General features: G+C 73.0%; 15 protein-coding genes and 1 pseudogene. 6 read left to right on the forward strand and 10 right to left on the reverse strand.

Annotated features, from left to right (window positions below; translation table 11 throughout):
• Positions 1–17 precede the first annotated feature (17 nt).
• The 9 genes and pseudogenes from ACFT9I_RS34010 to ACFT9I_RS34050 form a co-directional block, all read right to left on the reverse strand.
• On the reverse strand, positions 18–4,898 hold the full coding sequence (locus tag ACFT9I_RS34010) for a hypothetical protein (RefSeq protein ID WP_382570934.1): 4,881 nt from the start codon (positions 4,896–4,898) through the stop codon (positions 18–20).
• Positions 4,899–4,988: 90 nt separating this feature from the next.
• Positions 4,989–5,903 (reverse strand): hypothetical protein, encoded by a 915-nt coding sequence (locus tag ACFT9I_RS34015; protein ID WP_382570935.1) that lies wholly within the window; start codon positions 5,901–5,903, stop codon positions 4,989–4,991.
• Between the two features lie 100 nt (positions 5,904–6,003).
• Positions 6,004–7,548 carry a hypothetical protein gene (locus ACFT9I_RS34020; protein ID WP_382570936.1) on the reverse strand — a complete coding sequence of 515 codons (1,545 nt, stop codon included), beginning with the start codon at positions 7,546–7,548 and terminating at the stop codon, positions 6,004–6,006.
• 118 nt (positions 7,549–7,666) lie between these two features.
• Positions 7,667–11,305, reverse strand: coding sequence for a hydantoinase B/oxoprolinase family protein (locus tag ACFT9I_RS34025; protein WP_382570937.1), 3,639 nt, complete (start codon positions 11,303–11,305; stop codon positions 7,667–7,669).
• Positions 11,302–12,417, reverse strand: coding sequence for an SGNH/GDSL hydrolase family protein (locus tag ACFT9I_RS34030; RefSeq protein ID WP_382570938.1), 1,116 nt, complete (start codon positions 12,415–12,417; stop codon positions 11,302–11,304). Before ACFT9I_RS34030 ends, ACFT9I_RS34025 begins: the two co-directional genes overlap by 4 nt.
• A 287-nt stretch (positions 12,418–12,704) precedes the next feature.
• Positions 12,705–13,847: pseudogene (locus tag ACFT9I_RS34035) on the reverse strand (glycosyltransferase); the annotation flags it as partial.
• A complete protein-coding gene (locus tag ACFT9I_RS34040; RefSeq protein ID WP_382570939.1) occupies positions 13,844–15,097 on the reverse strand; it encodes a glycosyltransferase family 4 protein in 1,254 nt (417 codons plus the stop codon). The gene ACFT9I_RS34040 and the pseudogene ACFT9I_RS34035, both read right to left, overlap by 4 nt.
• A 272-nt stretch (positions 15,098–15,369) precedes the next feature.
• Positions 15,370–16,788 carry a HEAT repeat domain-containing protein gene (locus ACFT9I_RS34045; protein ID WP_382570940.1) on the reverse strand — a complete coding sequence of 473 codons (1,419 nt, stop codon included), beginning with the start codon at positions 16,786–16,788 and terminating at the stop codon, positions 15,370–15,372.
• Positions 16,789–16,993: 205 nt separating this feature from the next.
• Positions 16,994–17,416, reverse strand: coding sequence for an ankyrin repeat domain-containing protein (locus ACFT9I_RS34050; RefSeq protein WP_382570941.1), 423 nt, complete (start codon positions 17,414–17,416; stop codon positions 16,994–16,996).
• Between the two features lie 261 nt (positions 17,417–17,677).
• Between ACFT9I_RS34050 and ACFT9I_RS34055 the strand changes: the two genes are divergently transcribed.
• Both ACFT9I_RS34055 and ACFT9I_RS34060 read left to right on the forward strand, forming a co-directional pair.
• Positions 17,678–17,872, forward strand: coding sequence for a hypothetical protein (locus ACFT9I_RS34055; protein ID WP_189109156.1), 195 nt, complete (start codon positions 17,678–17,680; stop codon positions 17,870–17,872).
• 55 nt (positions 17,873–17,927) lie between these two features.
• Entirely contained in the window at positions 17,928–19,610 is a 1,683-nt protein-coding gene (locus ACFT9I_RS34060) for a hypothetical protein (RefSeq protein ID WP_382570944.1), read from the forward strand.
• A gap of 31 nt (positions 19,611–19,641) precedes the next feature.
• Here ACFT9I_RS34060 and ACFT9I_RS34065 read toward each other — a convergent pair whose 3' ends face one another.
• Positions 19,642–21,150, reverse strand: a complete 1,509-nt coding sequence (locus ACFT9I_RS34065; RefSeq protein WP_382570946.1) for a PLP-dependent aminotransferase family protein — start codon at positions 21,148–21,150, stop codon at positions 19,642–19,644.
• A 149-nt stretch (positions 21,151–21,299) separates the two neighbouring features.
• Between ACFT9I_RS34065 and ACFT9I_RS34070 the strand changes: the two genes are divergently transcribed.
• The 4 genes from ACFT9I_RS34070 to ACFT9I_RS34085 all read left to right on the forward strand — a co-directional run bounded on the left by ACFT9I_RS34070 (position 21,300) and on the right by ACFT9I_RS34085 (position 24,773).
• Complete coding sequence (locus tag ACFT9I_RS34070; RefSeq protein WP_382570947.1) at positions 21,300–21,968, forward strand: YitT family protein; 669 nt, start codon at positions 21,300–21,302, stop codon at positions 21,966–21,968.
• Positions 21,965–22,729 (forward strand): glycerophosphodiester phosphodiesterase, encoded by a 765-nt coding sequence (locus ACFT9I_RS34075; RefSeq protein ID WP_382570948.1) that lies wholly within the window; start codon positions 21,965–21,967, stop codon positions 22,727–22,729. Before ACFT9I_RS34070 ends, ACFT9I_RS34075 begins: the two co-directional genes overlap by 4 nt.
• A gap of 28 nt (positions 22,730–22,757) precedes the next feature.
• Complete coding sequence (locus ACFT9I_RS34080) at positions 22,758–24,131, forward strand: MFS transporter (RefSeq protein WP_382570949.1); 1,374 nt, start codon at positions 22,758–22,760, stop codon at positions 24,129–24,131.
• A 267-nt stretch (positions 24,132–24,398) separates the two neighbouring features.
• Complete coding sequence (locus ACFT9I_RS34085; protein WP_003959706.1) at positions 24,399–24,773, forward strand: RNA polymerase-binding protein RbpA; 375 nt, start codon at positions 24,399–24,401, stop codon at positions 24,771–24,773.
• Positions 24,774–24,834 lie beyond the last annotated feature (61 nt).

Below are 24,834 nucleotides of genomic sequence, written 5' to 3' on the forward strand. Positions count from 1 at the left end.
CGGCGGCTGTCGGGGTCCTAGGACCTGTCCTGGAGGGTGTCTTTCCGCGGCGGGGCCGCCGGCTCCGCCGGTGTCTCGTCGGCCGTCGTCGTGGCAGCAGCCGCGACGGCGGCCTGGGAGCGTTTGAACATGCGCGTGGCCGTGATCTCGCCGTGCACCGTCTCGCCGTCCGGGTCCTGCTGGGGAAGCCCCGGCCGCAGATGTTCCTCGACGCTGATGTATTTGAGGCCCGCCCGCAGGTCCGCGTCGTTGCGCAGCCGGATCACCAGGGGGAATTCGGCCAATGCTGTCGTGTCGAAGAGGCCGGTCGTGTAGAGGAGTTGGACGCCGAGCGCGTCCGAGACGGCGCGCTGGAGCTCCAGCAGGTACGTCGCGTTGGCGCGGCCGATCGGATTGTCGAGGAAGAGCGTGCCGGCGTGCCGGTGCTTGTCGCGTCCCCGGTCGTTGCTCCGCAGCGCGGCCATCGTGCAGTAGAGGGCGATCGCGGCGGTGAGCAGCTGGCCGCCGGAGAAGACGTCACCCATCTGACCGACCGGGACCCGCTCGGCGCGCAGCACGGCGTCCGGCTTGAGGATCTCGACGGCGATGCCCTTGGGCTGGAGAGCCGCCTGGACGCCCCGCAGGAGCAGGGACATGCCGTCCCTGCGAAGGTCGGAGTTCTTCTTGAGGGCGGCGCGGGTCGCCTCGTCGACGACCTCGCCGAGGCGTTCGGTGAGGGTCGCCTGGTCGGGTTCCTCGAAGCGGATCCGGAGGAATTCCTGGCCGGACCACTCGCCGAGTCCTTCGGGCAGCCGGGACAGCCGCTGCGCCGAGCGCAGGGTCGTGAGCGCGGACTCCACCAGTCCGCGCAGCCGGTCGACGATCGAGTCGCGGTTGCGTTCCAGTTGCTCCAGCTCGTCGGTGAGGACCCGCAGCCGGGGGGCGAAGGCGTTGGCCCACTTCGCGGCGTGGTCCGGCAGGGCGGCCGCGGGCAGTTCGCGGATCTGCTGGCGGGCGGGGGTGCGTACCTGCTCGTAGCGGGTGGAGTTGGCGTGCCGTACGAGAATGTCGCTCGCTTCCCGGACGGCGGCGTCGGCCGCGGACAGGTCCGTCGCGCAGGTGCGCAGCGAGCGGCGGGTCTCGGCGGCGGCGATCCGGGCCTCTTCGATGCTCCCGGGATAGGGCTCGGGGGCTTCAGGTGCCTCGTCGGTGTCCTCGTAGGCCGAGCCCCGGAGGAGATCGCCGAGGAGGGCCGCGGTCTCCTCGAAGCCGCCTGTGGCGTCCTCGGCGGTGCGGTGGGCGTGCAGCAGTTCGCTGTGTGCGGAGCGGGCGGTGTCCAACGCGTCGGTGCGCGTGGCGAGTTCGTTGGTGGCGGTACGGAGCAGGGTCTGGGCCTGTGCCACCTCGGTGGGGACGTGCCCGTCGGGCAGGTCCGTGTGTGTCTCGCCCTCGGCGGGTGCGAGCCGTTCGGCCTCGCCGCGCAGGCGCCCCAGGTGCTCGCTGGCGGCCGACGCGCGTGACTCCAGCATCTGGACGAGCGATTCGGCGCGGGCGGCGGCGGCCTGCCGGGACGGTCCGTCGGCGCCGTCGGTGCTCTCCAGGAGCTGGGCGGCGCGGGTACGGACCTTGTTGCTGAGCCGGTCGAGTTCGGCGAGGGCCGCGCCTTCGTCGCTCTCTGCGTGGGCCTGTTCGGCGCGGAGGTCGGCGCCGACGCCGACCTTCTCGTACAGCTGGGAGGCGGCCCGGTAGGCCTCGCGCAGCGCGGGCAGCGCGGTGCGGGGCGCGTTCCCGTCGGGCTCGGGCAGATTCTCGGGGGCGCCGGCGATCTCGGCGCGCTCGGCGCGGAGCGCACGGGACGTACGGCGGGCGTCGTCGGCGGCGCGCTGGGCGGCGCGACGGTCCTCGTCGGCGGCGCGAGCCCGTTCCAGACAGGCGGTGGCGCGGGCTTCGGACTCCGTCGCGTCGTCGGCCAGCGCGCGGAGCTTGACCTGCCAGCCGGCCCGTTCACGCAGCCGGAAGGCGAGGCCCGCGAGGGCGTCGGAGACCCGGCGGGCGCGCTGGGCGGCCTCCTGCCGTTCGTCGCGTACCCGGGCGGTGTCGGCGGCGGCCTCGTCCGCCTCGGTCCGGACCGTACGGGCCTCGGCGAGTTCGGCCCCGGCCGATCGCGCCAGATCGTCGGCGGCTCGCGCGGTCTCCGCGAGTTCCGTGAGTCTGCCGGGGGCGCAGGTGGCCCGCCAGGAGCCGAGGCGCGCGGCGATGGCCCGGTCGGCGGAGAGCCGGGCGGACAGGGTGCGGATCTCCTCGTCGCGGGCGGCCGACTTGGCGCGCAGGGACTGCCGTTCGGCGTCGGCTGCGTGCTCGTCGTGCATGGCCGGGTTGGGCGGTACGAGGAAGACGCCGCTGTCCTCGCCGCCGGCCGCGTCACCGTGCGGACCGGGGCCCGGCACCGGTGCGAGCAGGGCCGCGGCCGTACCGACGGCGACGGTGGAGCGCGGCAGGAGGGCGGCGCCGGAGAGGACTTCGCGTGCGCGGGCGTGCGAGGCGGGTTCGGTGATGACGACGCCGTCGACCAGTTCGGGCCGGGCGGTGAGGACGGCGGCGTGGTCGGCGGGGTCGACGGCCTGAGCGAGATAGCGCCAGCCGGGGAGGGCAGGGATGCCGTGTTCGCCGAGGTATTCGACCGTGGCCAGGACGTCGGGGCCGGGCGGCAGCAGCCCGCCGTCGCCGAGCGCGCCGAGGATGCGGGAGTCGTCGGCGGCGGCCGTACGCAGGTCGAACAGCTGGCGTTCGGCGGCGGTGACGCTCTGGTCGAGGAGTTCGCGCAGTTCGTCGGCGTACCGGTCCAGTTCCTCTGGGGTGAGGGGGCCTTGGGCGGTGTGGGCCGCCGGGGCGCCGGTCGTCCTGGACAGTTGCCCGACGGCGGTGCCGGTGCCGTTGCCGGTGCCGTCTCGGCGTTTCGTGCCGCCGGAGCCCGCTTCGGGAGCGGTTCCGGGGGCCGCCGCCGGATCGGTCGATCCTTCCGGGCCGCCCTGGCCGGCGCTGCGCGGTCCGGGGACGCCCGCGCGTGGTGGCGCGCCGGGCAGGCCGAGCAGTTCGGTGAGGCGTTCCTCCTCGGCGATCGACTCGGCGGTACGGCGCTCCGCGTCGTACTCGTGCTCGGCGGCACGCGCGGCGTCGACGGCGCGGGCCTCGGCGAGTTCGGCGCGGGATTCGGTCGCCGCGGCCTCCCTGGCCCGGTCCGCCGCCGCGCGCGCCGCCTCCCTGGCCGTGTCCCAGGCGGCGACCGCGGACTTCTCCGCGTCGCTCGCGGCGAGCGCGGCCCGTGCCGGGTCGGCGTCCGGCGCCGTGTCGTCGAGCCAGCCGGCCCGTACCGCCTCGGCGGTCTCCTGCTCGACCTCGGACAGGCGCTGGCGCAGATGACCGGTCTCGCTGCGGGCGCGCTGTGCCTCGGTGGCCGCCGCTGTCGCGTCGCGGTGCGCGGCCTCGCCGACCTCCTGGAGCGCGGCGGAGCGCTCCTCCTCCTCGTTGGCCAGGCTCTCGCCGTCGGCCGCCGCGGCGTGCAGCGCCCGGACGAGGTCGGCGGCGGCGGTGGCGCGGGCGGCCAGGGCGGGTGCCGCGTCGCGTTCGGCCTCGCGGATCGCGACGGCGACACGCGCCGAACGGTCGGCGGCGGCGCGGTGCCGCAGGACGTTCTCGGCGGCCTGCCAGGCGGAGTGGAGCGTACGGGCGTCGGTCAGCTCGCGGCGCTGCGCCGCGGCGGCCTTCTCGGCGACGGTGAGGGCCAGCGAGGCGTGCCGGTAGGCCAGTTCGGCGGCGATGAGCGCGCTGCGGCCGCGGGCCCGGTCGGCCTCGGTGACGGTGTGGGCGGCCGCGGTGACCTGCTGGGCGAGGTCGCCCACGCGGTCTCGTTCGACGGCGGCGCGGGCCGTGAGCCTGCGCGCGAGGGTGCGGGTGCGGCGCTCGGCGCCGGTGTGGATGTCGCGGGCCCGGGACCGGGAGTCGGCGGCGTCGACGATCCGGCCGAGCAGATCGACGGAGCCGGCCGTGAAGTCCCGCTCGGCGGTCAGCTCGGCGCGGCGGCCCAGTTTGTTGCCGAAGCCGCCGACGAGGTCGGCGAGCCCGTCCGTGTCGCGGGTGTCGGTGACGGCGCGCAGCAGCAGATCGGTGAAGTCGGAGTCCTTCTTCACCGCGAAGAGGCCGGCGGCCTCGCCCTCGTCGGCGTTCATCTCCCGCTGGTAGCGGAACAGTTCGGGGTCGAGGCCCAGATCGCCGAGATGCTCGATCCAGCGGTCGTGGATCTCCTCCCAGTGCACGTCCAGGTGGGGATACGCCTTGCCCGCGTCGGTGATGGCGTCCCGGAAGCCCTTCATGGTGCGGCGTCGGCCCCGCGCGCCGGAGACGCCTTCCACGGGCCGCCGGACGGCGGTCGACTCGGCGACCGGCAGCGAGTCGAGGCTCAGCCCGGGGCCCGGCCGGAAGGAGTACCAGGCCTCGGCGAACTTGCGCGGGTCGTTGGACACCTGGCGGCCGCGCCACTCGCTGGCCTTGCCGACGACGACCAGCTCGCCGGTGAGGGTGTGCTGCCATTCGAGGGCGACATGGCCGCAGTCGTCGGCGAGCAGGAATTTGCGCAGCACTCCGGAGCTGGCCCCGCCGAGGGTGTTGCGGTGGCCGGGCAGCATCACCGAGAAGATCAGCTTGAGCAGGACGGACTTGCCGCCGCCGTTCTCCAGGAAGAGCACACCGGCCGGGGCCGGGCGGCGCGGCGGGCCGACCGGCTCGTCCTCGAAGAACTCCGCCTGGGCGGGCGCGGGGTGGGGCACCGGCTCGCCGACTCCGCGCAGGTCGAGCACGGTGTCGGCGTAGCGCGCACCGGCAGGCCCGATGGAGTAGAGGCGGACCCGGGACAGCTCGTACATGGCGGCGGACTCTCGTCGTGATCAGGACCGGCTGAAGACCGGCGCGGGGTGGGGGCGGGGCTGGGCTGCCGGGCCGGTGGACCGCTGGGCTCAGGAGTGGAACGGCAGTCCGGCGTCGGCGACCAGGTCGAGGTCGTCCGGGTCGGGTGGGGGGAGCAGCGTGGCCGATCCGTCGGTGACCGGTACGACGCCCAGGGCGAGCAGTTCGGCCATGGCGGCGCTGCCGGCCATGTCGCGGACCTGGAGCTGGTAGCGGGCCGTGGTGCGGTACGCGCCTCCGGCGTCGTCGCCGGTGCGGTGCAGGAAGCCGGAGTCGGTGAGGAAGGCCATGGCCTTGCCGATGATGCCGGTGGTGGAGCCCGCGAGGCGGCGCGCGTCCTTGGTGGCGCCGGTCGCGCTGCGGCGCGCGTAGACGCGCCAGGCCGATTCGAGGCCGGGGGCGTCGGTCTCCGGGTCGGTGTTCTCGCCCTGTTCCTCGGCCTGTTCCTCCAGCCTGCGGCAGGCCTGTCGTACGAAGGCGTCGACGCCGTTGACGGTGATCCGGCCGATGTACCCGTCGTCGGCGAGGTCCTCGGGGCGGGGGAAGGCCATGGCGGCGACGGCGAGATGGGCGAGGCCGTGCAGGAAGCGGTCCGCCGAGTCGGTCGACGCGCGGCGGGCGTAGTCGCCCATGCGGACGGCGAACACGGAGTCCTCGCCCGCCGTCACGGCCATTCCGGCGCGGGAGGAGACTTCGAGGACGACGAGACCGAGGCCGGTGGCCACCGCGTCGGCGAGCCGCGCGAAGGAGGTCTCCTCGCGGTAGCGGCGCAGCAGGTCGGCGTATTCGGCGTCCCGCGCGGGCAGCAGCTTGGGCTGGAGTCCGAAGGAGACGAGGCGGGCGGCGTCGGCCGCGTCGGCGGGGGTGACGGCGCCGCCGGGCGGCGGGGGCACGGACGCGCGGGCCGTTTCGGTGCTGCCCGGCTCGCCCCACGCGGCGGCGTGCTCTGCCTGGTGGTCGCTCACGGGCGCTGCTCCTTGCTGGGGGTGGTCCTGATGCGGGTGGTCCTGATGCGGGTGATACGGGCCGTCGGCCCGGGACGCGTCCGGTGGATCCTCGGGGGCGTCATGCCGCGTCCGTACGGTCGGCGGTCATGCCCGCGGCGTCCAGGAGGGCCATGCCCACTATGAGGTCCGCGCCGCCGAACTCCTCGTCGTCGAGGGGAGTGCCGTCGTCCACGGCGAACAACAGCCGCTCCTCGCCCTGCCGGTAGGCCGTACCGACCGGCGGACTGGCCGCGTGGATCGCGAGCAGCGCCACCAGATAGGGCAGGTCCTGGTCACGGCGGCGGGCCTCGGCGAGCAGGCCGGAGAGTCTGCGGGGCGCGTCGGGCTCCAGGTCGAGCAGTTCCATCGCGCTCGCCAACTGCTCCTCGCTGAAGCGGCTGTCGGCGGGGGTCGCGATCAGATCGGGCTCGGGCATCTCCGCGCCGAGGTGTTCGCGCTCCACGGGAGGCGTGAGCAGCAGGTCCACGAGGTCGCCGACGCGCACGGACGCGGGCGTGCGCAGCCCGGTGCCACGGGCGAAGAAGGCGTCGGTGACACGGCTCGCCCGGTCGACCGACAGCGGCAGGAGCGGGGCGACGAGCTGGCCGTAGAGGTCGAGGCCCGTCCGTGTCGTGGGCTCGGCGAACGCCTGTCGGTCCTGCTCGGCGCGGAACAGCGGTCCGGCCTCCAGGAGTCGGGACTGGAGCTGGGTGTGCCGGCGGATGCAGTCCTTGACGATGTCGACCAGTTCGGCGGCGCGCCGCTTGTGCTCGGCCGTCTTGGGGTCGGCGCCGGTCTCCGCCTCGTCACGTGACTTGCGGATGTTGTTGAGGATGGCGTTCTCGTGGCGGTAGCGGTCGGCGACATGGTCGAGGGCTTCGGCGATCATGTCGGGCACGGCGTTGAGCCAGTCGACCGCGCGCACGTTGCGCCGGGTCGCCTCCAGGGTCCTGCGCAAGGTCTCCGCGTACTGCACGGTGCGGTACCGGGCCTGTTCGGCGGCGAGTTGGGCGTCGGCGAGCCGACCCCTGTTGATCAGTACCTCCAGCTTGACCTCGGCGGCGATCTGCGCGCTGGTGACATCGGTGTCCAACGCGCCCACCAGCACGTTGACCGCTTCGTCGGTGGTGCGCAGATAGACGCTGCCGCCGTGGCCGGGGACTTCCTCGATCAGCTTGAAGTCGTAGTCCCGGCGGGTGTAGACGCCGTCGGCGCCGAACGTGCCGTACACGGCGCGGAAACCGCGGTCGACGCTGCCGACGTTGATCAGATTCTCCAGCACCCAGCGGGCCACCCGCTCGTGCTCGGTGGCCGGACGGTGCGGTGCCTGGGCCGCGACGCGCGGGAGGAGTCTGGCCACTATCTGCTCGTGGTCCGCGCCCGTGTCGAAGTCCATGTTGAGCGTGACGAGGTCGATCGCCGCGAGCGCGACCTCCGCCATCGCGTAGACGGAGTACTCCCCCGCCAGATTGGCCTTGCGGGTGTCGAGGTCGTGCAGCGGCGCGGTGCAGGCGAGCGCGCGCAGCCGTCGCGCCAGCCCTTCGTCGGCGGCCGGGCCCTGGGCGAGCCGCGGCCCCGCGCTGAGCTGGGGCGGAACAGGGTCCGTCGAGGCAGGCGAAGTCACGCTGCACAGATTAGGTCCTCGGACTGACAACGGTCGAAACGACGCAGAAGCCCCAGCAACTTCCGCGGGCGGGCGAGGGCGCGGCGGAGCGGCCACCGGCCCGCCGTGCCCCGCGAGTTCACTCCGGTGTGCCGTATCCCCCGCCGCCCGGGGTGCGCAGCACCAGTACGTCGTCCACGGCCACGTCCACCGAGTCGACACCCTTCAGTGGCGTACGGGTCCCGTCGGCCCGGTCCACCTCGTTGCCGCCGAGTCGACCCGGCTCGCCGCCCGCCATGCCGTACGGCGGCACCGTTCGGTGCCCGGTCAGCAGCGTCACCGTCATGGGTTCCAGGAAGCGGATACGCCGTACGACTCCGTTCCCGCCGGTCCAGCGGCCCCGGCCGCCGCTGCCGTCCCGGACGGCGAATCCGTCGACCCGCACGGGATAGCGCCATTCGAGCACTTCGGGGTCGGTGAGGCGGGAGTTGGTCATGTGGGTCTGGACGGCGTCGGCGCCGTCGAAGCCCTCCCCCGCGCCCGATCCGCTCGCCACCGTCTCGTAGTACTGGACCCGCTCGTTGCCGAAGGTGAGGTTGTTCATGGTGCCCGAGCCCTCGGCCTGGACGCCGAGCGCCGCGTACAGGGCGCCCGTCACGGCCTGCGAGGTCTCCACGTTGCCGGCCACCGTGGCCGCCGGGAAGGCCGGCGCCAGCATCGAACCGTCGGGCACCCGTACGTCGAGCGGTGCCAGACAGCCGCTGTTGAGCGGGATGTCGTCGGCGACCAGGGTCCGGAAGACGTACAGGACGGCCGCCATCACCACGGACTTGGGCGCGTTGAAGTTGCCTTCCTGCTGCGGTGAGGTCCCGGTGAAGTCCACGACGGCGCTGCGGGCCTCGCGGTCGACGCGCACGGCGACCTCGATGACCGCGCCGTTGTCGGTCTCGTAGCGGTAGGCGCCGTCGCCGAGCCCGGTGATGATGCGGCGTACGGACTCCTCCGCGTTGCGCCGTACATGGCCCATGTAGGCGTCGACGACGTCGTAGCCGAACTGCTCCGTCATGCGGCGCAGTTCGGCGATGCCCTTCTCGTTGGCGGCGATCTGGGCGCGCAGGTCGGCGAGGTTGGTGTCCGGGTCGCGGGAGGGATACCGCGCGCCGGCGAGCAGTTCGCGGGTCTCGGTCTCCAGGAGCCTGCCGTCGCGGACGAGGAGCCAGTTGTCGAAGAGCACGCCCTCCTCATGGATGGTCGTGCTGAAGGCGGGCATCGAGCCGGGTGTGATGCCGCCGATCTCGGCGTGGTGGCCGCGCGAGGCGACCAGGAAGCGCAGGTGTTCGCCCTGTTCGTCGAAGACGGGCGTCACCACCGTCACGTCCGGCAGATGGGTGCCTCCGTGGTAGGGGTCGTTGACGGCGTACACGTCGCCGGGGCGGAGCGAGCCCTGGTCGCGCTTCAGCACCTCCTTGATGGATTCGCCCATGGACCCGAGGTGGACGGGGATGTGCGGCGCGTTGGCGATCAGATTGCCCTCGGCGTCGAAGAGGGCGCAGGAGAAGTCGAGCCGCTCCTTGATGTTGACGGAGTGGGCGGTGTTCTCCAGGCGTACGCCCATCTGCTCGGCGATGGCCATGAAGAGGTTGTTGAAGACTTCGAGCAGCACCGGGTCCACGTCCGTGCCCGCGGCGACGCGGGTGGGGCGGGGGCGTACGCGGGTGAGGAGCAGATGCCCGAGGTCGCCGACCGCCGCCTGCCAGCCCGCGTCCACGACGGTCGTCGCGTCGGCCTCGGCGATCATCGCGGGGCCTTCGACGGTGTCGGACGGCCGCAGATCGGCGCGCCGGAGGAGCGGGCAGTCGCGCTCCGTGCCGTCGACGAACATCCGTACCCTCGCGGGCGGTACGGGCTCGCCGTCGCCTTCTACGGAGGTCGCGTCCGCCGCGTACGTATCGTGGGACTCGGCCTTGCCGACGGCTTCGACCGACACGGCCTCGACCACCAGCGGTTTGTCCATGGTGAAGGCGTAGCGCGAGCGGTGTTCGCTCTCGAAGGCTGCCGTCATGTCGGCGATGCCGCCGAGTGGCACCGCCAGGCTCGCGTCCGTCCCGGCGTACCGGAGCAGTACGCGCGCGTGGGTGGTGATCGCGGCGTCCGGGACGGAGTCGGCGCGCAGTTCGGCGCGGGTGCGCTCCGCGAGTGCGGCGCAGAGTTCCCGCACCCGGCCGAGCGTGCCGCCCTCGCCGCTCTCGTCGCCGTCGCCTTCGCTGTCGCCGAGTTCGGCCTCCACCGACTGCTCCCGCATGGCGGTGGCGTCGGCCAGCCCGATGCCGTACGCGGAGAGGACCCCGGCGAGCGGCGGCACGATCACCGTGTCGACGCCGAGCGCGTCCGCGACCGCGCAGGCGTGCTGGCCGCCCGCGCCGCCGAAGCTGGTCAGGGCGTAGCGGGTGATGTCGTGTCCGCGCTGCACGGAGATCTTCTTGACGGCGTTCGCCATGTTGAGCACGGCGATCTCCAGGAAGCCGGCGGCGACTTCGGCCGGCTCGCGCCGTACGCCGGTGGCCGCCTCGACCTCCTCGGCGAGCGCGGTGAAGCGCTCGCGCACCACGTCGGCGTCCAGCGGCTGGTCGCCGTCCGGTCCGAACACCGCGGGGAAGTGGTCCGGTTGCACCCGGCCGAGCATCACGTTGGCGTCGGTGACGGTGAGCGGGCCGCCCCGGCGGTAGCAGGCGGGGCCCGGCACGGCGCCCGCCGAGTCGGGGCCGACGCGGTAACGCTGGCCGTCGAAGTGCAGCACGGAGCCGCCGCCGGCCGCGACGGTGTGGATGTTCATCATCGGCGCCCGCATCCGGACCCCGGCGACCTGGGTGCCCAGCTCGCGCTCGAACTCCCCGGCGTAGTGCGAGACATCGGTCGACGTGCCGCCCATGTCGAAGCCGACGACGCGGTCGAAGCCCGCCTGTCCGGAGGTACGGGCCATGCCGACGACACCGCCCGCCGGTCCGGACAGCACGGCGTCCTTCCCACGGAAGTGGGCGGCCTCGCGCAGCCCTCCGTTGGACTGCATGAACATCAGGCGGATGTCGCGGAGTTCGGAGGCGATCTCGTCGACGTAGCGCCGCAGGATCGGGGAGAGGTAGGCGTCCACGACGGTGGTGTCGCCGCGCGGCACCAGTTTGATCAGCGGGCTGACTTCGTGGGAGCTGCTGACCTGGGTGAAGCCGGCCGCGCGGGCCGCTTCGGCGACGGCACTCTCGTGGTCGGGGTATCGGTAGCCGTGCATGAGGACGACGGCGGCGCTGCGGAAGCCGTCGTCGTACGCCTCCCGCAGCCGCGCGACGACGGCCTCCGTGTCCAGCGGCCGCACGGTGGCACCGTGCGCGTCGACCCGTTCGGGAACCTCGATGACGCGCTCGTAGACGGCCTCCGGCAGCACGATGTGACGGTCGAAGAGACGGGGGCGGTTCTGGTAGGCGATCCGCAGCGCGTCGCCGAAGCCCTCGGTGACGAGGAGAACGGTCGGCTCGCCACGACGCTCCAGCAGCGCGTTGGTCGCGACGGTGGTGCCCATCTTGACGACGTCGATCCGGTCGGCGGGCACCGGATCGTCGGGTGCTACGCCGAGCAGCAGCCGGATCCCGGCCACCGCCGCGTCCGCGTACTGCTCCGGGTTGTGCGACAGCAGCTTCTTGGTGAGGAGATGTCCGTCGGGTCGCCTCCCCACCACGTCGGTGAAGGTGCCGCCACGGTCGATCCAGAATTCCCAGCGCCCACTCATTCCCCCATTCTCGCAAGGGGAGCGGCCGGCGGCAGTGCTGTCAGCGCGCGGGAGAGGGCGTGCTCGGCACGCAGGTCGAGACGGTCGGCGGTGCCGCGCGCCAGGTGGCGCATCTCGCCGCCCGCCAGCCACAGCAGTTCGGGCAGCAGATCGGTGCTTCTGCGCACCATCCAGCCGGCGCCCGCCGTCGCCAGCCAGAGCAGTGCCTCCGTCCGGGTGGGCGGCGGCCGTTCGGGCTCCTGGGGCGGTGGCGGGCCCAGCGCCAGACCGCGTGCGGTGAGCATCGCGTGGAATCGCGCGGCGATCATCCGATGGCCGCGTTCGCCCGGGTGCAGCCGGTCGGCGCTCCACAGGGAGCGGTCGGCGACCCACGCCGGATCGGCGGCGTGCAGATGGACGGCGCCGTACCGCGCGGAGAGCGTGTGGACGAGGGTGTTGACCGCGCGCTGTCTGCGCGCGAGCGGTCTCGCGAGGGGCGTGGGCAGGCCCAGCATGATGCCGGGGTCGGGCAGGCAGGCGGTGAGCAGGACGGTGCCGCGCGCGGTGAGGGCGGCACAGACCTCGTCGAGGGCGCGGGCCATGGCGGCGATGTCGAAGGCTCGGCGGAGGGTGTCGTTGACGCCGACGACGACGGAGGCGATGTCGGGCGCGAAGGCGAGGGCGGCGGGGGTCTGTTGCGCCCGGACGTCGCGGGTCAGGGCCCCGCTGGTGGCGAAGTTACGGAAGGTGGGGGCGGGTTCGGCGGGGGCGGCGGGGCCGGGGGAATGTTCGGCCGACCCGGCGGAGCGGCCGGGGCCGCAGACGGGGCCGGGGCCGGAGCCCGGGCGTCGGCCGGGATCGGCCGGACGACCGGGGACCGTCGTCCGGCCGTCCGGCCGGTCGGCCAGGGCGACGCGGTCCGCACGCCCTGGCGGTTCGCCGGCCGCCCCGTCGGCCGGAGTGAGCGCTTCGGCGAGCAGTACCGCCCAGCCGCGCCAGCCGCCGTCCACGCGGTCCCCCACGCCCACGGTGAGCGAGTCCCCGAGCGCGGCGAACCGAAGCGGTCTCGGTACGGAGGGCTCGACGGGAGCAGCAGCCTCGGGGGGCGCCCCGAGGTTCGCGTACACGGTCATCCCGCACCCCCGACCGGAGGCGGCACCGGCGCCACCGCGACGGATGCCACCGACGTCACGGACGGCAGGCCCGGCACGGACGGCAGCGGCGCCGCGACCGCGGGCGACCCGAATGCCGTCGGGCGCGTCGTGGGGAGCGCCGTCGCCGACGCGGCGTGCACCGCGGACGGAACCGAAGGGACCCGAGGCACCGGCTCCGGCGACGAAACCGCCCCCGCGACGGACGCCTCCGACGGTCCGACAGCCGTCCCAGCCCCCGCGAGCGGGTGGCCGTTCTGTCCCGTACGAACCGGCGCCTCGTGTGCCGCCAGGAAGGCCGCCACCGCGCGGTCCCACCCGAAGAGTTCGGCCCGCGCCCGCGCCGCGGCGCGCCGGGCGCCCTCCGGGCGGGCGAGTAGTTCTCGTACGGCGTCGGCGAACGCCCTCGGCGTGTCCGCCGCCGTGCCGCCCGCCGCGCCCAGGATCTCCGGGAGGGCCGACGACGCGCTCGCGACGACCGGGGTGCCGCAGGCGAGTGCTTCGAGCGCGGACAGGCCGAACGTCTCGGCCGGTCCCGGTGCCAGGCAGATGTCCGCGGCGGCCTGGAGGTCCGCCAGCCGCTCCCGGTCGCCCACGTGGCCGAGGAACACCACGGGCAGCCGCCGCTCGCGCGCCCGGCGCGCCAGTACGCCCGCCAGCGGGCCGTCTCCGGCGATCACCAGCGCCGCCCTCACACCCAGGCCACGGAGCGTGGCGAGGGCGTCGAGCGCGACGCCGGGACGCTTCTCGACGGACAGCCGCGAGCACAGCAGCAACAGGACGTCCGCCCCGCGCGCGTACCTGGCACGCAGGGCCTCGCGGCGCCGGTCGGGCCGGCAGCGCAGCAGGTCGACACCCAGCGGAGCGCGCACCACGTTGCGTGCGCCGATCCGGACGAACTCGCGCTCGGCCCATTCGGTGGTGCAGACGATCCGTGAATACGCCCACGCGCTGCGCCGGTTGAGCAGGTCCGCGGCCCGTCCGGCCGCCGCCTCCGGGACGCCCCAGGTGCGGAGCACCCCGTCGGCGGTCTCGTGGGACACCATGACGGACGGGATCCGGCGGCGGCGCGCCCACTCCCCCGTCCACCGCAGGGTGGTGCGGTCGGAGACCTCCAGGTGGTCGGGGGCGAGGGTGTCGAGCAGGGCACCCAGGCGTCGGCGGTCGGTCAGCACCCGGTAGCCGCCGGTGCCGGGCAGTACCGTCCCGGGCAGGGTGATCACCCTGCCCTGCGCCGTGTGTTCGTCGCTCGGGCGCTCGCCGGGCACGATCAGGACCGGTTCGTGCCCGGCGGCCAGGTAGCCCGCGCCGAGCTCCTGGAGGGCGGTCCGGAGGCCGCCCGAGGCCGGGGTGACGAAGTTGGCCAGCCGTACGATCCGTACGCCGCGAGGGGCGGCACCGGCGCCGCTCATGCGACCACGGCCGTGCGTTCGCCGATGACCTCGGCGTAGTGGTCGAGCAGTTGGTCTCCTACCGAGGCCCAGGTGCGGCCCTCGACCGTGGCGCGCGCCGTGCGTCCGTAGGAGGCGCGCAGTTCCGGGGCGGCCTGGAGGTCCCGTACGGCGCCGGTGACGGCCCGCGCGTCGAGGGCCGGCACCAGCAGCCCCGTGCGGCCGTGGTCGACGAGGTCGAGCGGTCCGCCCGCCGCCGGGGCGACCACCGGAATGCCGCTGGCCATGGCCTCCTGGACGGTCTGGCAGAACGTCTCGTACGGCCCGGTGTGCGCGAAGACGTCGAACGAGGCGAAGATCCGGGCCAGTTCGTCGCCGGTCCGGCGGCCGAGGAACACGGCGCCCGGGAGTGTGGTGCGCAGGGACGGCTCGCTGGGCCCGTCCCCGACGATCACGACGCGGACGCCGGGCAGCCCGCAGACGCCCGACAGGAGTTCGACGTGCTTCTCGGCCGCCAGCCTGCCGACGTAGCCGACGATCAGCTCGCCGCCGGGCGCGAGCCGGCGGCGCAGTGCGTCGTCGCGCAGTTCGGGCCGGAACCTGACGGTGTCCACGCCGCGCGGCCAGAGCCTGACGCGCGGTATGCGGTGCTCCTCCAGGTCCTTGACGGCGGCGCTGGACGGGGCGAGCGTGCGGTCCGCCGCGCTGTGCACGGCACGCAGCCGCCGCCAGGCCGCCGCCTCGCCGGCGCCCATGTAGGTGCGGGCGTAGCCGGCGAGGTCGGTCTGGTAGACGGCGACGGTGGGTATCCCCAGCCGCGCGGCGGCTGCCATGCCGCGTACGCCGAGGACGAACGGCCCGGCCAGGTGCACGACATCGGCCCGGTGCGCGGCGAGGGTCGTGGCGACGCGGCGGCTGGGGAGGGCCACGCGTACCTGGGGGTAGCCGGGCAGTGGCAGGGAGGGGACGCGCACCACGCGGCACGGCGCGTCGGAATCGGCCGTGCGGGGAGAGGCGGTACGAGAAGTGGCCGTACGGGGAGCGGCCGGGTGGGGAGCGGCCGGGTGGGGAGCGGCCGGGTGGGGAGACGGGGAGAGGGAGGCGGAGGGGGACGGGGGCTCGGCGCCGGCGAATGCCGCCGACGACGAAGCCGGTGCGATGACGAGCGGGTCATGGCCGCGGGCGACGAGGTGCCGGGCGGTCTGGAGGGCGCAGTGCGCCACGCCGTTCACATCGGGCGGGAAAGATTCTGTGACGATGACGACACGCATACTGGTGTTGTCGCCGCACCGAGGGTGGTCCCGCCAACGTGGATCTTTCCGCGTGGAAAACGTCCCGTGAGCATTGGTGTTTCGGTGCTCCGAGCGGAACTTCGAGGGCCGCGCGGCCGTTCGCGCCCCTGATCGCAACCGGCGCGCGCCGGGCGGTTCACCTGGTGGAGCCGGTACGGCCATGACCGCCCGGTAGAACCCACCGACCAGCCGGCGCGCGGGAGATCCGGCCCCGCTGTGTCCCCGCCCGGCGTGCCCCGGGCGGGGCACTGTCAGACGGCGGGCGCGTCCGGCCCGATCCGGCTCCGTACGGCGGTCTGCACCTCGGCCTCCTCGGCCGGATCGGCCGCGAGCCGCCGCAGCCGGTCGGCCACCCGCACATCACCGGTCTCGGCGTGCAGCGCGGCGACCTCCCTGGTGGTCTCCTCGCAGTCCCAGAGGCACTCGACGGCGAACCCCGTGGCGTACGAGGGGTCGGTGGCCGCCAGCGCCCTGGCCGTACGGCCGCGCAGTTGTGAGGAGGCGGTCTCCCGGTACACGTGCCGCAGCACGGGTGCGGCGCAGCCGATGCCGAGCCGTCCGGTGCCGTCGACGAGGGTCCACAGGCGGGGCGCGTCGGGTCCGTCGGACCGTACGGCCTCCCGGAGTGCCCCGAGCACCAGTTGGGTGTCCTGCGCGCCGCCTCGTGAGGCGAGGACACCCGCCGCCGAGGCGCCGAGGGCGTCGGGCCGGTGCACCCAGCCGCGCGCCCGGTCGACGGCGGCCTCGCCGCACATCCGCTCGAAGGCGGCGACGGCGGCTTCGGCCAGGCTCTCCGACGGGTCGGTCGCCGCGGCCTCGATCAGGTCGAGCACGGCGGGATCGCGGGCCTCGGCGAGATAGTGCAGCGCCGCCGAGCGCGCGCCGTCGGGTCCGCTGCGGCCGGCTTCGACGATCGCGGCGCGGTCGTCGGGTCCGGCGACCGCGGTCAGACAGCGTGCGGCGGGTACGTGCAGGGTCGTGCCCCGTTCGAGGCCGTCCTGGGCCCATTCGAAGACGGCCTGCACGCTCCAGCCGGGACGCGGTCCGCTGGGGCGCAGTTGCTGCTGCCACCGGTCGAAGGAGCCCTGCTCCCGTGCCGCCCTGACGCGGGCGGCGACCGACTCGCGCGGGTCGTCGGCCCAGAGCCGCCAGGGCCGGGGTTCGAAGGCACCCTGAAGGGCGGTGGCCAGCTCCGCGTCGCCCTCGGGCGTCGTGGGGAATCTGGCGAGAATCGTCGGGGCGAGCGACCGCAGACCCGCGTCGTCGTCGCGCAGGGCCAGTTCGTCGAGCGCCCAGGTCCAGTTGGATCCCGACGCGGCGTACCGGCGCAGGAGCGCCAGGGCGTCGTCTCTTCCGTAGGAGGCGAGGTGGCCCAGTACGGCGAGGGCGAGCCCGGTGCGTGACTCCTCGGTGTCGAAGTGGTCCTCGGCACGGAAGAGGTGGTGCTCGAGCGGTTCGAGATCGCCGTGGAGGTCCAGATAGAGACGCGCGTAGTAGAGGGAGCGGTTCTCGACCTGCCAGTCGTGGCGCGGGTCGTTCATCACGCAGTGGTTGAGGGCGTGGAGCGCCTCGGCACGGGGTGCGGCCAGCGCGTGCAGAGTGCCGTCGCCGCGCCCCCTTTGCAGCAGGCCGAGCAGCGTGCCGCTCGGCGCTATGACTGGATCGAACATGGGGAGAGCCTCACATCAAGCTGTCGACGCAACCGGGGGGTGGGGATGCCTAGGCTGCCTAGGCCGCGCGACAACATCGCTCGACCGTCGTCTCCTGCTTGGTGTAGACCATCTTCCTCTGCCTCTCGTCGGTGGCCCCTTCCGGGCCCGACGTCATGATGACCCACCCATTTCGCCACCGCGACCACATTTACGACGCCTCCCTTCACCGCGCTCCGAACAGCTCCAGCAGGTCCGTCTTCCCGAACATCCGAGCTGTATCCACGGCGGAGGGTGTTCCGGCCGCCGGGTCGGCCCCGCCGGCGACCAACGCGCGGATCACGGCGTCCTCGCCCTTGAAGACCGCGCCGGCCAATGGGGTCTGTCCGCGGTCGTTGGCACGGTCGGCCTCGGCGCCGCGCGCGAGCAGTGCCTCCACCGCGGGCGCGTGTCCGTGGTAGGAGGCGAGCATGACCAGGGAGTCGCCCCGGTCGTTGGTGAGGTTCGCGGGGACACCGGCGTCCACGTAGGCGGCGAGCAGGTCGGTCTCTCCCCGGCGTGCGAGGTCGAAGACCTTCGTCGCCAGTTCGACGACGTCACTGTCGGGGGCGGCGCCGTCCGGGGCCGCGCCTTCCGGGACCTCACTCATCGGTGAACCGCCTCTCCTGCCGCTGACGCCGCTGACCTGGGACGTACGACTGCGCAGCCGTACGAGTGAATCGACAGATTACTGCCCTGCGGGCCGCTCCGGGGGACAGAGGCCGCAGCAAGCGGTACGCGAGGTTCCGCTGTCCGCCGGTCCAGTGAAATTCCAGGAATTTCACCCACTTGCACCTTTTATCACATAGATACTTACTGTGAGCATGGAAGAACTCATGGTGACTGTCCCCCTCAACCAGGAGAACCCCTCATGATCCTGTCCATGTCAGGCGTCGTGCTGCTCGGAATCATCGTCTTCCTCTTCTTCAGGAAGGACGGACTCAAGGCGTCCCACGCGCTCGTCTGCGCGCTCTTCGGCTTCTATCTCGCGGGCACGGCCATCGCCCCGAGCATCACGGCCGGAGGCGCCAGCCTCGCCGGTCTACTGGGCGGGATCAAGTTCTGACCGCCTGCCATCCCATCAGTACATCCAGCCCCATCCGCACCTTCAGGAGACAGACGTGGCCCGGCGACCACTCCCCCGCATTCTGAGCAGCGGCAGCGCTCACATCGCTCGCAGCCGAGAGATGGCCCGCTCGGCCGCCGACAGTGCCACCGACGTCCTCCATCCGCTGATCACGATCACCCGTGGTCTGCGTCTGCTGGCCGGCACGGGACGGCAGAAATGGGCGGCCACGCCCAAGGAACGGCGTGGTCCCGCGCTGTTCCTGGTCGCGGCCGTCGTCCTGGTGGTCGCGCTCGTCCCGTACGGACCGCTCCTCGCCCTCATCTCGGTGATGGCGGTGGCCGGCTGGAAGGGCCGCGACCGTACGCCGGTGCGGACCGGGCCCGACGACGCGGAGCTGCAGCGCCTGCGGTCTCTCTACGAGGCGCTGGTGCCGTACTTCTCCGTGCCGGAGGACCCGAGCCCGCTCTTCGCCCACGGCGGGGAGTGGGACAAGGCGTTCGACGAGTACGAGTTCGACGCCGACGGGCGTCTCACCCGGCTGCGGGTGTCGTATCCGCCGTACTTCACCGACGGTGAGTACTCCTCCCGCGTCCGGATCGAGCATCTGATGCACGCGAAGTCCGGGCGCGGCCGGGAGTATCTCTTCGACTGGGACGAGGAGGGCAACGAGCTCGTCATGAGCGTGCTGCCTCCGCTGCCCACCGGCATCGCCGCCCAGCGCTTCGTCACCGCCCCCGGTGAGACCGTGCTCGGCTTCACCGACGCCGACGCCGTCCGGCGCACCGTGCCGGTCATGGAGGGCGACGAGACCCGTGACGCCCCTCCGGTGGTCTGGCGTACGGGCGCCCGTTCGACCGAGCCTCATCTGCTCGCCGTCGGGCACCCCGGCAGCGGCACCACGAGTCTGCTCCGCTCGATCGCCCTCCAGGCGCTCGCGCACGGCGACGTGGTGATCGTGGAGGGCAACGGGACCGGTGAGTACGCCAGCCTCGGCGGGCGTACGGGCGTCCTCGCCGTCGAGTGCGGGCTCTCGGGCGCGCTGTCCGGTCTCGAATGGGCCGCCAACGAGACGGAACGGCGGCTGATCGCCGCCAACCGCGCCCGCCAGTCCGGGCACGCCGTCCCCGAGGACACCAAGCGCCCGCTCTGGCTCCTGCTGGACCGGCCGAGTGCCTTCGCCCATCTGGCGGCCGCCGACGGGCGGCCCGATCCGCAGGAGATGCTCCAGGTGCCGTTGCGGCACGGCAGAGCCGCGAACGTGACGGTGGTCGTGGCGGAGCAGTTCGAGACCCTGGACGCGCTCAGCGAGACCGTACGGACGCACACCCGCGCCCGGGTCGTGCTGGGCGCCGCCACGCGCGAGGAGCTGGAAGCGGTCCTCGGTGCGCCGCCGCACACCATCCCCACCCCGGACATCCCCACCGGGCGGGGTTACGCGCGGCTCGGCACCGGACCGGTGCTCAGGCTCCAGGTCCCGGCGACGCCCGATCCGTACGACGACGCGACGAGCGACGCGCACCGGCGGGCGGTGCTGGATCTGCTGCCGGACCGGCACACACCGCTCGACGGATCGGCGGCCGCCGCCACCCGGGCGCCCGAACCCGACGCCGAACCGCCGGGCTCCGCGCCGCACGATCCCGGCCCGGAGCCCGGCCCGCCGGCTGCCGGGCAGGTGCGGCAGCGACCGCGCCAGAGCACGGCGCCGATGCCCACCGCCGTACCCGCCGAGGGCTGACGCCCCGGCTCGTACGCGCACGGGGCGCCGGTCAGGCGACGAACGTGCGCGGCGTGTCCGTGCCGGCGCGCGCGCCGCTCTCCACGAGACGGGCGGCGGCGGCCAGCCGGACGGCCGCCTCGTCGGCGACGGGGCCGCCGACGGTGAACGGCAGCCGTACGTACCCCTCGAAGGCCCCGTCGACCCCGAAGCGCGGCCCGCCCGGCACCCGTACGCCGACCCGTTCGCCCACCTCGGCGATCCGCGAGCCCGACAGACCTCCGGTGCGCACCCACAGCGTCAGTCCGCCGCGCGGCACGTCGAACTCCCAGCTCGGCAGCTCTCTGCGGACGGCGGCCACCAGCGCGTCGCGGTTCTCCCTGCCCTGCGCGCGCCGGACGTCGACCGCGTGCTCCCAGCCGCCGCCGCCCATCAGCCAGTTGATCGCCAGTTGTTCCAGCACGGGGGTGCCGAGGTCGGCGTAGGCGCGGGCGGAGACGAGTGAGCGGATGACCTCGGGCGCGGCCCGTACCCAGCCGATGCGCATGCCCGCCCAGAACGCCTTGCTGGCGGAGCCGACGGTGAGGACGGTGCTGCCGGCGGGGTCGAACGCGCAGACCGGGGGCGGCAGTTCGTCGCCCGGCCGGTCCCCGTCCAGATACAGCTCGGACATCGTCTCGTCCACGACGAGCACGGTCCCGGCCGAACGCGCCGCCTCGACGAGCTGTCTGCGCTGGTCCTCGGTGGCCAGGGCGCCCGTCGGGTTGTGGAAGTCGGCGACGACGTACGCGAGCCGGGGCGCGGCGTCCCTCAGTACCTGGCGCCAGCGCGGCAGGTCCCAGCCGGCCAGTCCCTCGGCCATGGCGACGGGGACGAGGCGGGCGCCCGCCTCGCGCATCAGTTGGAGGATGTTCGCGTAGCTGGGCGACTCGACGGCGACGCGCTCGCCGCGCCCGGCGAAGAGATGACAGATCGCGTCGATCGCGCCCATCGCACCGGTGGTGACCATGATCTGCTCGGGCATGGTCGGGATACCGCGCGCGGTGTACCGGTCGGCGAGGGTCTGGCGCAGCGCGGGCAGTCCCGCCGGGTAGTCGCCGTGGGTGTGCGCGTACGGCGGCAGCTCCTCCAGCGCGCCCTGTACGGCGCGGGTGAGCCAGGGCTCGGGCGCCGGCAGGGCGGCGCAGCCGAGGTCGATCATCGAGCCGAGGGAGTCCGGCGGCAGCGGTTCGAGGCCGCGGGCGGGCAGCGGGTTCCCGGCCGGTACGGCGGTCCAGCTGCCGGCGCCTCTGCGGGATTCCAGGAAGCCCTCGGCGCGCAGTCCCTCGTAGGCGGCGGCGACCGTCGTACGGCTGACGGAGAGCGCGAGGGCCAGCTCACGTTCGGCGGGGAGGCGGGCGGCGACCGGCACGCGGCCTTCGAGGACGAGCAGCCGGACGCCGTCGGCGAGGGCGCGGTAGGCGGGTGGTTTACGGGTGCCGGGGCCGGCGGGTCGCGGCTGCTGGGCGTTGAGCTGCCGCGCGAGCTGTGCCGCTCCGACCGCCGAAGTCCACTGCGTCATGGAAATCAGTCCACCTTCCCCGAATTGGCCATGGTTGGCCGATGCCACCTCGCCACAGAGTGACACGTACCAGTCCACTCGTTCCAGTCCGCTCCCTCACCCCGCTCACTCCGCTCCTTCCACTCCTTCCACTCCTGGAGGACAGCACCTTGTCCATCGCGCCCGCTCTCCGTGGAAAGCGGCTCCCCCGTCGGCTCCTCCAGCTCTATGCCGGTCTGACGCTGTACGGCGTGAGCGCGGCCCTGCTGGTCAGGGGCGGTCTGGGGCTGGAGCCGTGGGGTGTGCTGCACCAGGGCCTGTCCGAACTCACCGGGCTGACGATGGGCGTCGTCTCGATCGTCGTCGGCGCGGTCGTGCTGCTGCTGTGGATCCCGATCCGGCAGCGCCCCGGGCTCGGCACGGTCTCCAACGTCTTCGTCGTCGGTATCGCGATGGACGCCGCCCTGGCCCTGATCCCGGACGGCCGCGGTCTCGCCGTGCAGATCCCGCTGCTGATCGCCGGCATCGTCCTCAACGGCGTGGCCACCGGTCTCTACATAGCCGCCCGCTTCGGACCCGGCCCCCGCGACGGCCTGATGACGGGGCTGCACCGCCTCACCGGCCGGTCGGTGCGGCTGGTCCGTACCGGGATCGAGGTGGCGGTCGTCGCCACCGGTTTCGTCCTCGGCGGTTCCGTCGGGATCGGCACGATCGCCTACGCGCTGGCGATCGGGCCGCTCGCGCAGCTGTTCCTGCGCGTCTTCGTCGTCCCGTCGACGGACGACGGCGGCACGGTTGTCGCCGAGGGTTCCCCGGAGCAGGCCATACTTCGGCCGTGACTCCCGTACGCCATCCCTATCTGGACCATCCGTCGCCGATCCCGTTCGCCCACCGAGGTGGCGCGGCCGACGGGTTCGAGAACACGGCGGCAGCGTTCCGGCGCGCCGCCGGACTCGGTTTCCGCTACTTCGAGACCGACGTGCACACCACGGCCGACGGCCGTCTCGTCGCGTTCCACGACGAGACGCTCGACCGGGTCACCGATCTGCGCGGCCGGATCTCCGAGCTGCCGTGGAGCGAGGTGAGCCGGGCCAGGGTCGGCGGCAACGAACCGCTCGCGCTCTTCGAGGATCTTCTGGAGGAGTTCCCGGACGCCCGGTGGAATGTCGACGTGAAGGCGGAGCCCGCCCTGCGCCCGCTGATCGAGCTGGTCCGGCGGACGGACAGCTGGGACCGGGTGTGCGTGGGCTCGTTCTCCGAGGCCCGGGTCGCGCGGGCGCGGCGGCTGGCGGGCCCCCGGCTGGCCACGTCGTACGGCGTGCGCGGGGTGCTCGGTCTGCGGCTGCGCTCGTACGGGGTGCCCGCGCCCGTACGCGAGGGCGCCGTGTGCGCGCAGGTGCCGCCGGACCGGAGCGGTGTGCGGGTGGTCGACGAACGCTTCGTAAGGACGGCGCACGCCCGTGGTCTGCAGGTGCATGTCTGGACGATCAACGACGCGGATCGGATGCGGGCGCTCCTGGACCTCGGAGTGGATGGCATCATGACCGATCAACTGGAGACGCTGCGCGCGGTGTTCACCGAGCGCGGGGCCTGGCACTGACGGTTACGGATGTCCCCTACGGGGACGAATGAGGGGGCGCGGGGTGACCGCCGACACCGCGGACCTGACCGACGACGAGACGGGCCGCATACGTGAGCAGCGCGGCTGGTACTTCTACGATTTCGCGTGCTCCGTCTACTCGACGAGCGTCGTCACCGTCTTCCTCGGGCCGTATCTGACGTCCGTGGCGAAGGCCGCCGCGGACGCCGACGGCTTCGTCCATCCGCTGGGCATCCCGGTGCGGGCCGGTTCGGTCTTCGCGTACTCGGTGTCCGTCTCGATCGTGGTGGCCGTGCTGCTGATGCCGCTGGCCGGCGCGGTGGCGGACCGTACGGGGCGGAAGAAGCCGCTGCTCGCCGTCGCGGCGTACGTCGGGGCGACGGCCACGGCGGGCATGTTCTTCCTGGACGGCGACCGCTATCTGCTGGGCGTCGCCCTGCTGATCGTCGCGAACGCCTCGCTGTCGGTGTCCATGGCGCTCTACAACGCCTACCTGCCGCAGATAGCCACGCCCGAGGAGCGCGACGCCGTGTCCTCACGCGGCTGGGCCTTCGGCTACACCTCGGGCGCCTTCGTCCTCGTACTGAACCTGATTCTCTACACCGGCCACGAGTCGTTCGGCGTCTCGGAGTCGACGGCCGTGCGGATCTGTCTGGCCTCGGCCGGTGTCTGGTGGGGCGCCTTCACGCTGGTGCCGCTGAGCCGGCTGCGTGACCGACGGGTGGCGAAGGACGGCGGCCACCCGGGCGAGGGCTCGGTCGGTACGGGCTGGCGCCAGCTGATGGCCACCTTGCGCGACATGCGCCGCCATCCCCTCACGCTCTCGTTCCTCCTCGCCTATCTGATCTACAACGACGGCATACAGACGGTGATCTCCCAGGCCTCGATCTACGGCTCCGAGGAACTGGGGCTCGACCAGACGACGCTGATCACGGCCGTGCTGCTGGTCCAGATCCTGGCGGTCGCGGGCGCCCTCGGCATGGGCCGGCTGGCGCGGACCCACGGGGCCAAACGGACGATTCTCGCCTCGCTCGCCGTCTGGACACTGATCCTGGGGGCCGGATACTTCCTGCCCGCCGATGCGCCGGTCTGGTTCTTCGGTCTGGCCGCCGCGATCGGCATGGTGCTCGGCGGGAGCCAGGCGCTGTCGCGTTCGCTGTTCTCGCACCTGGTGCCGCGCGGCAAGGAGGCCGAGTACTTCGCCGCGTACGAGATGAGTGACCGCGGGCTGAGCTGGCTGGGGCCCCTGGTGTTCGGCCTCGCCTATCAGGTCACCGGCAGCTACCGGGACGCGATTCTCTCCCTGGTGATCTTCTTCGTGATCGGTTTCGTGCTGCTCGCGCGGGTGCCCGTCCGCAGGGCCGTGATCGAGGCGGGGAACCCCGTGCCCGAGCGGATCTAGACGCTGAATTTAGACGTTGAAGTGAAAGCGCGGTAGTGTACGCCGTTGGCCTGTCAGCCGGACCGTTACTGCGTGTCACAGAAACGACAACGTCGGCTGACATCCAGCACCAGATGTGACAAAACGGGCACTGGTGGGTACAACAAGGGGCGGCACGACGGCGACGTATGACCCGCGACGGGAATCTTTACCGCCGACCGGACGTTGACCGGAAGACGACGACAGCGACACCTGTCCTGTGGGCGACAAGCCCGGGAGGCACGATTCATGAGTGAGCGAGCTCTCCGCGGCACGCGACTTGTGGTTACCAGCTACGAGACGGACCGCGGCATCGATCTGGCCCCGCGCCAGGCGGTGGAGTACGCATGCCAGAACGGCCATCGATTTGAGATGCCGTTTTCGGTAGAGGCGGAAATTCCGCCGGAGTGGGAGTGCAAGGCGTGTGGCGCCCAGGCACTCCTGGTGGACGGGGATGGTCCCGAGGAGAAGAAGGGCAAGCCTGCGCGTACGCACTGGGACATGCTCATGGAGCGGCGCACACGCGAGGAGTTGGAGGAGGTGCTGGCCGAACGGCTGGCCGTCCTGCGCTCCGGCGCCATGAACATCGCGGTGCATCCGAGGGACAGCCGGAAATCGGCCTGACCCTCTGGGTACCGCCACAACAGCACATGCGAGAAGCCGTGGGCCGCGACACACACAGTGT

Source organism: Streptomyces sp. NPDC057137 (genome assembly GCF_042670825.1).
Lineage (GTDB): Bacteria > Actinomycetota > Actinomycetes > Streptomycetales > Streptomycetaceae > Streptomyces.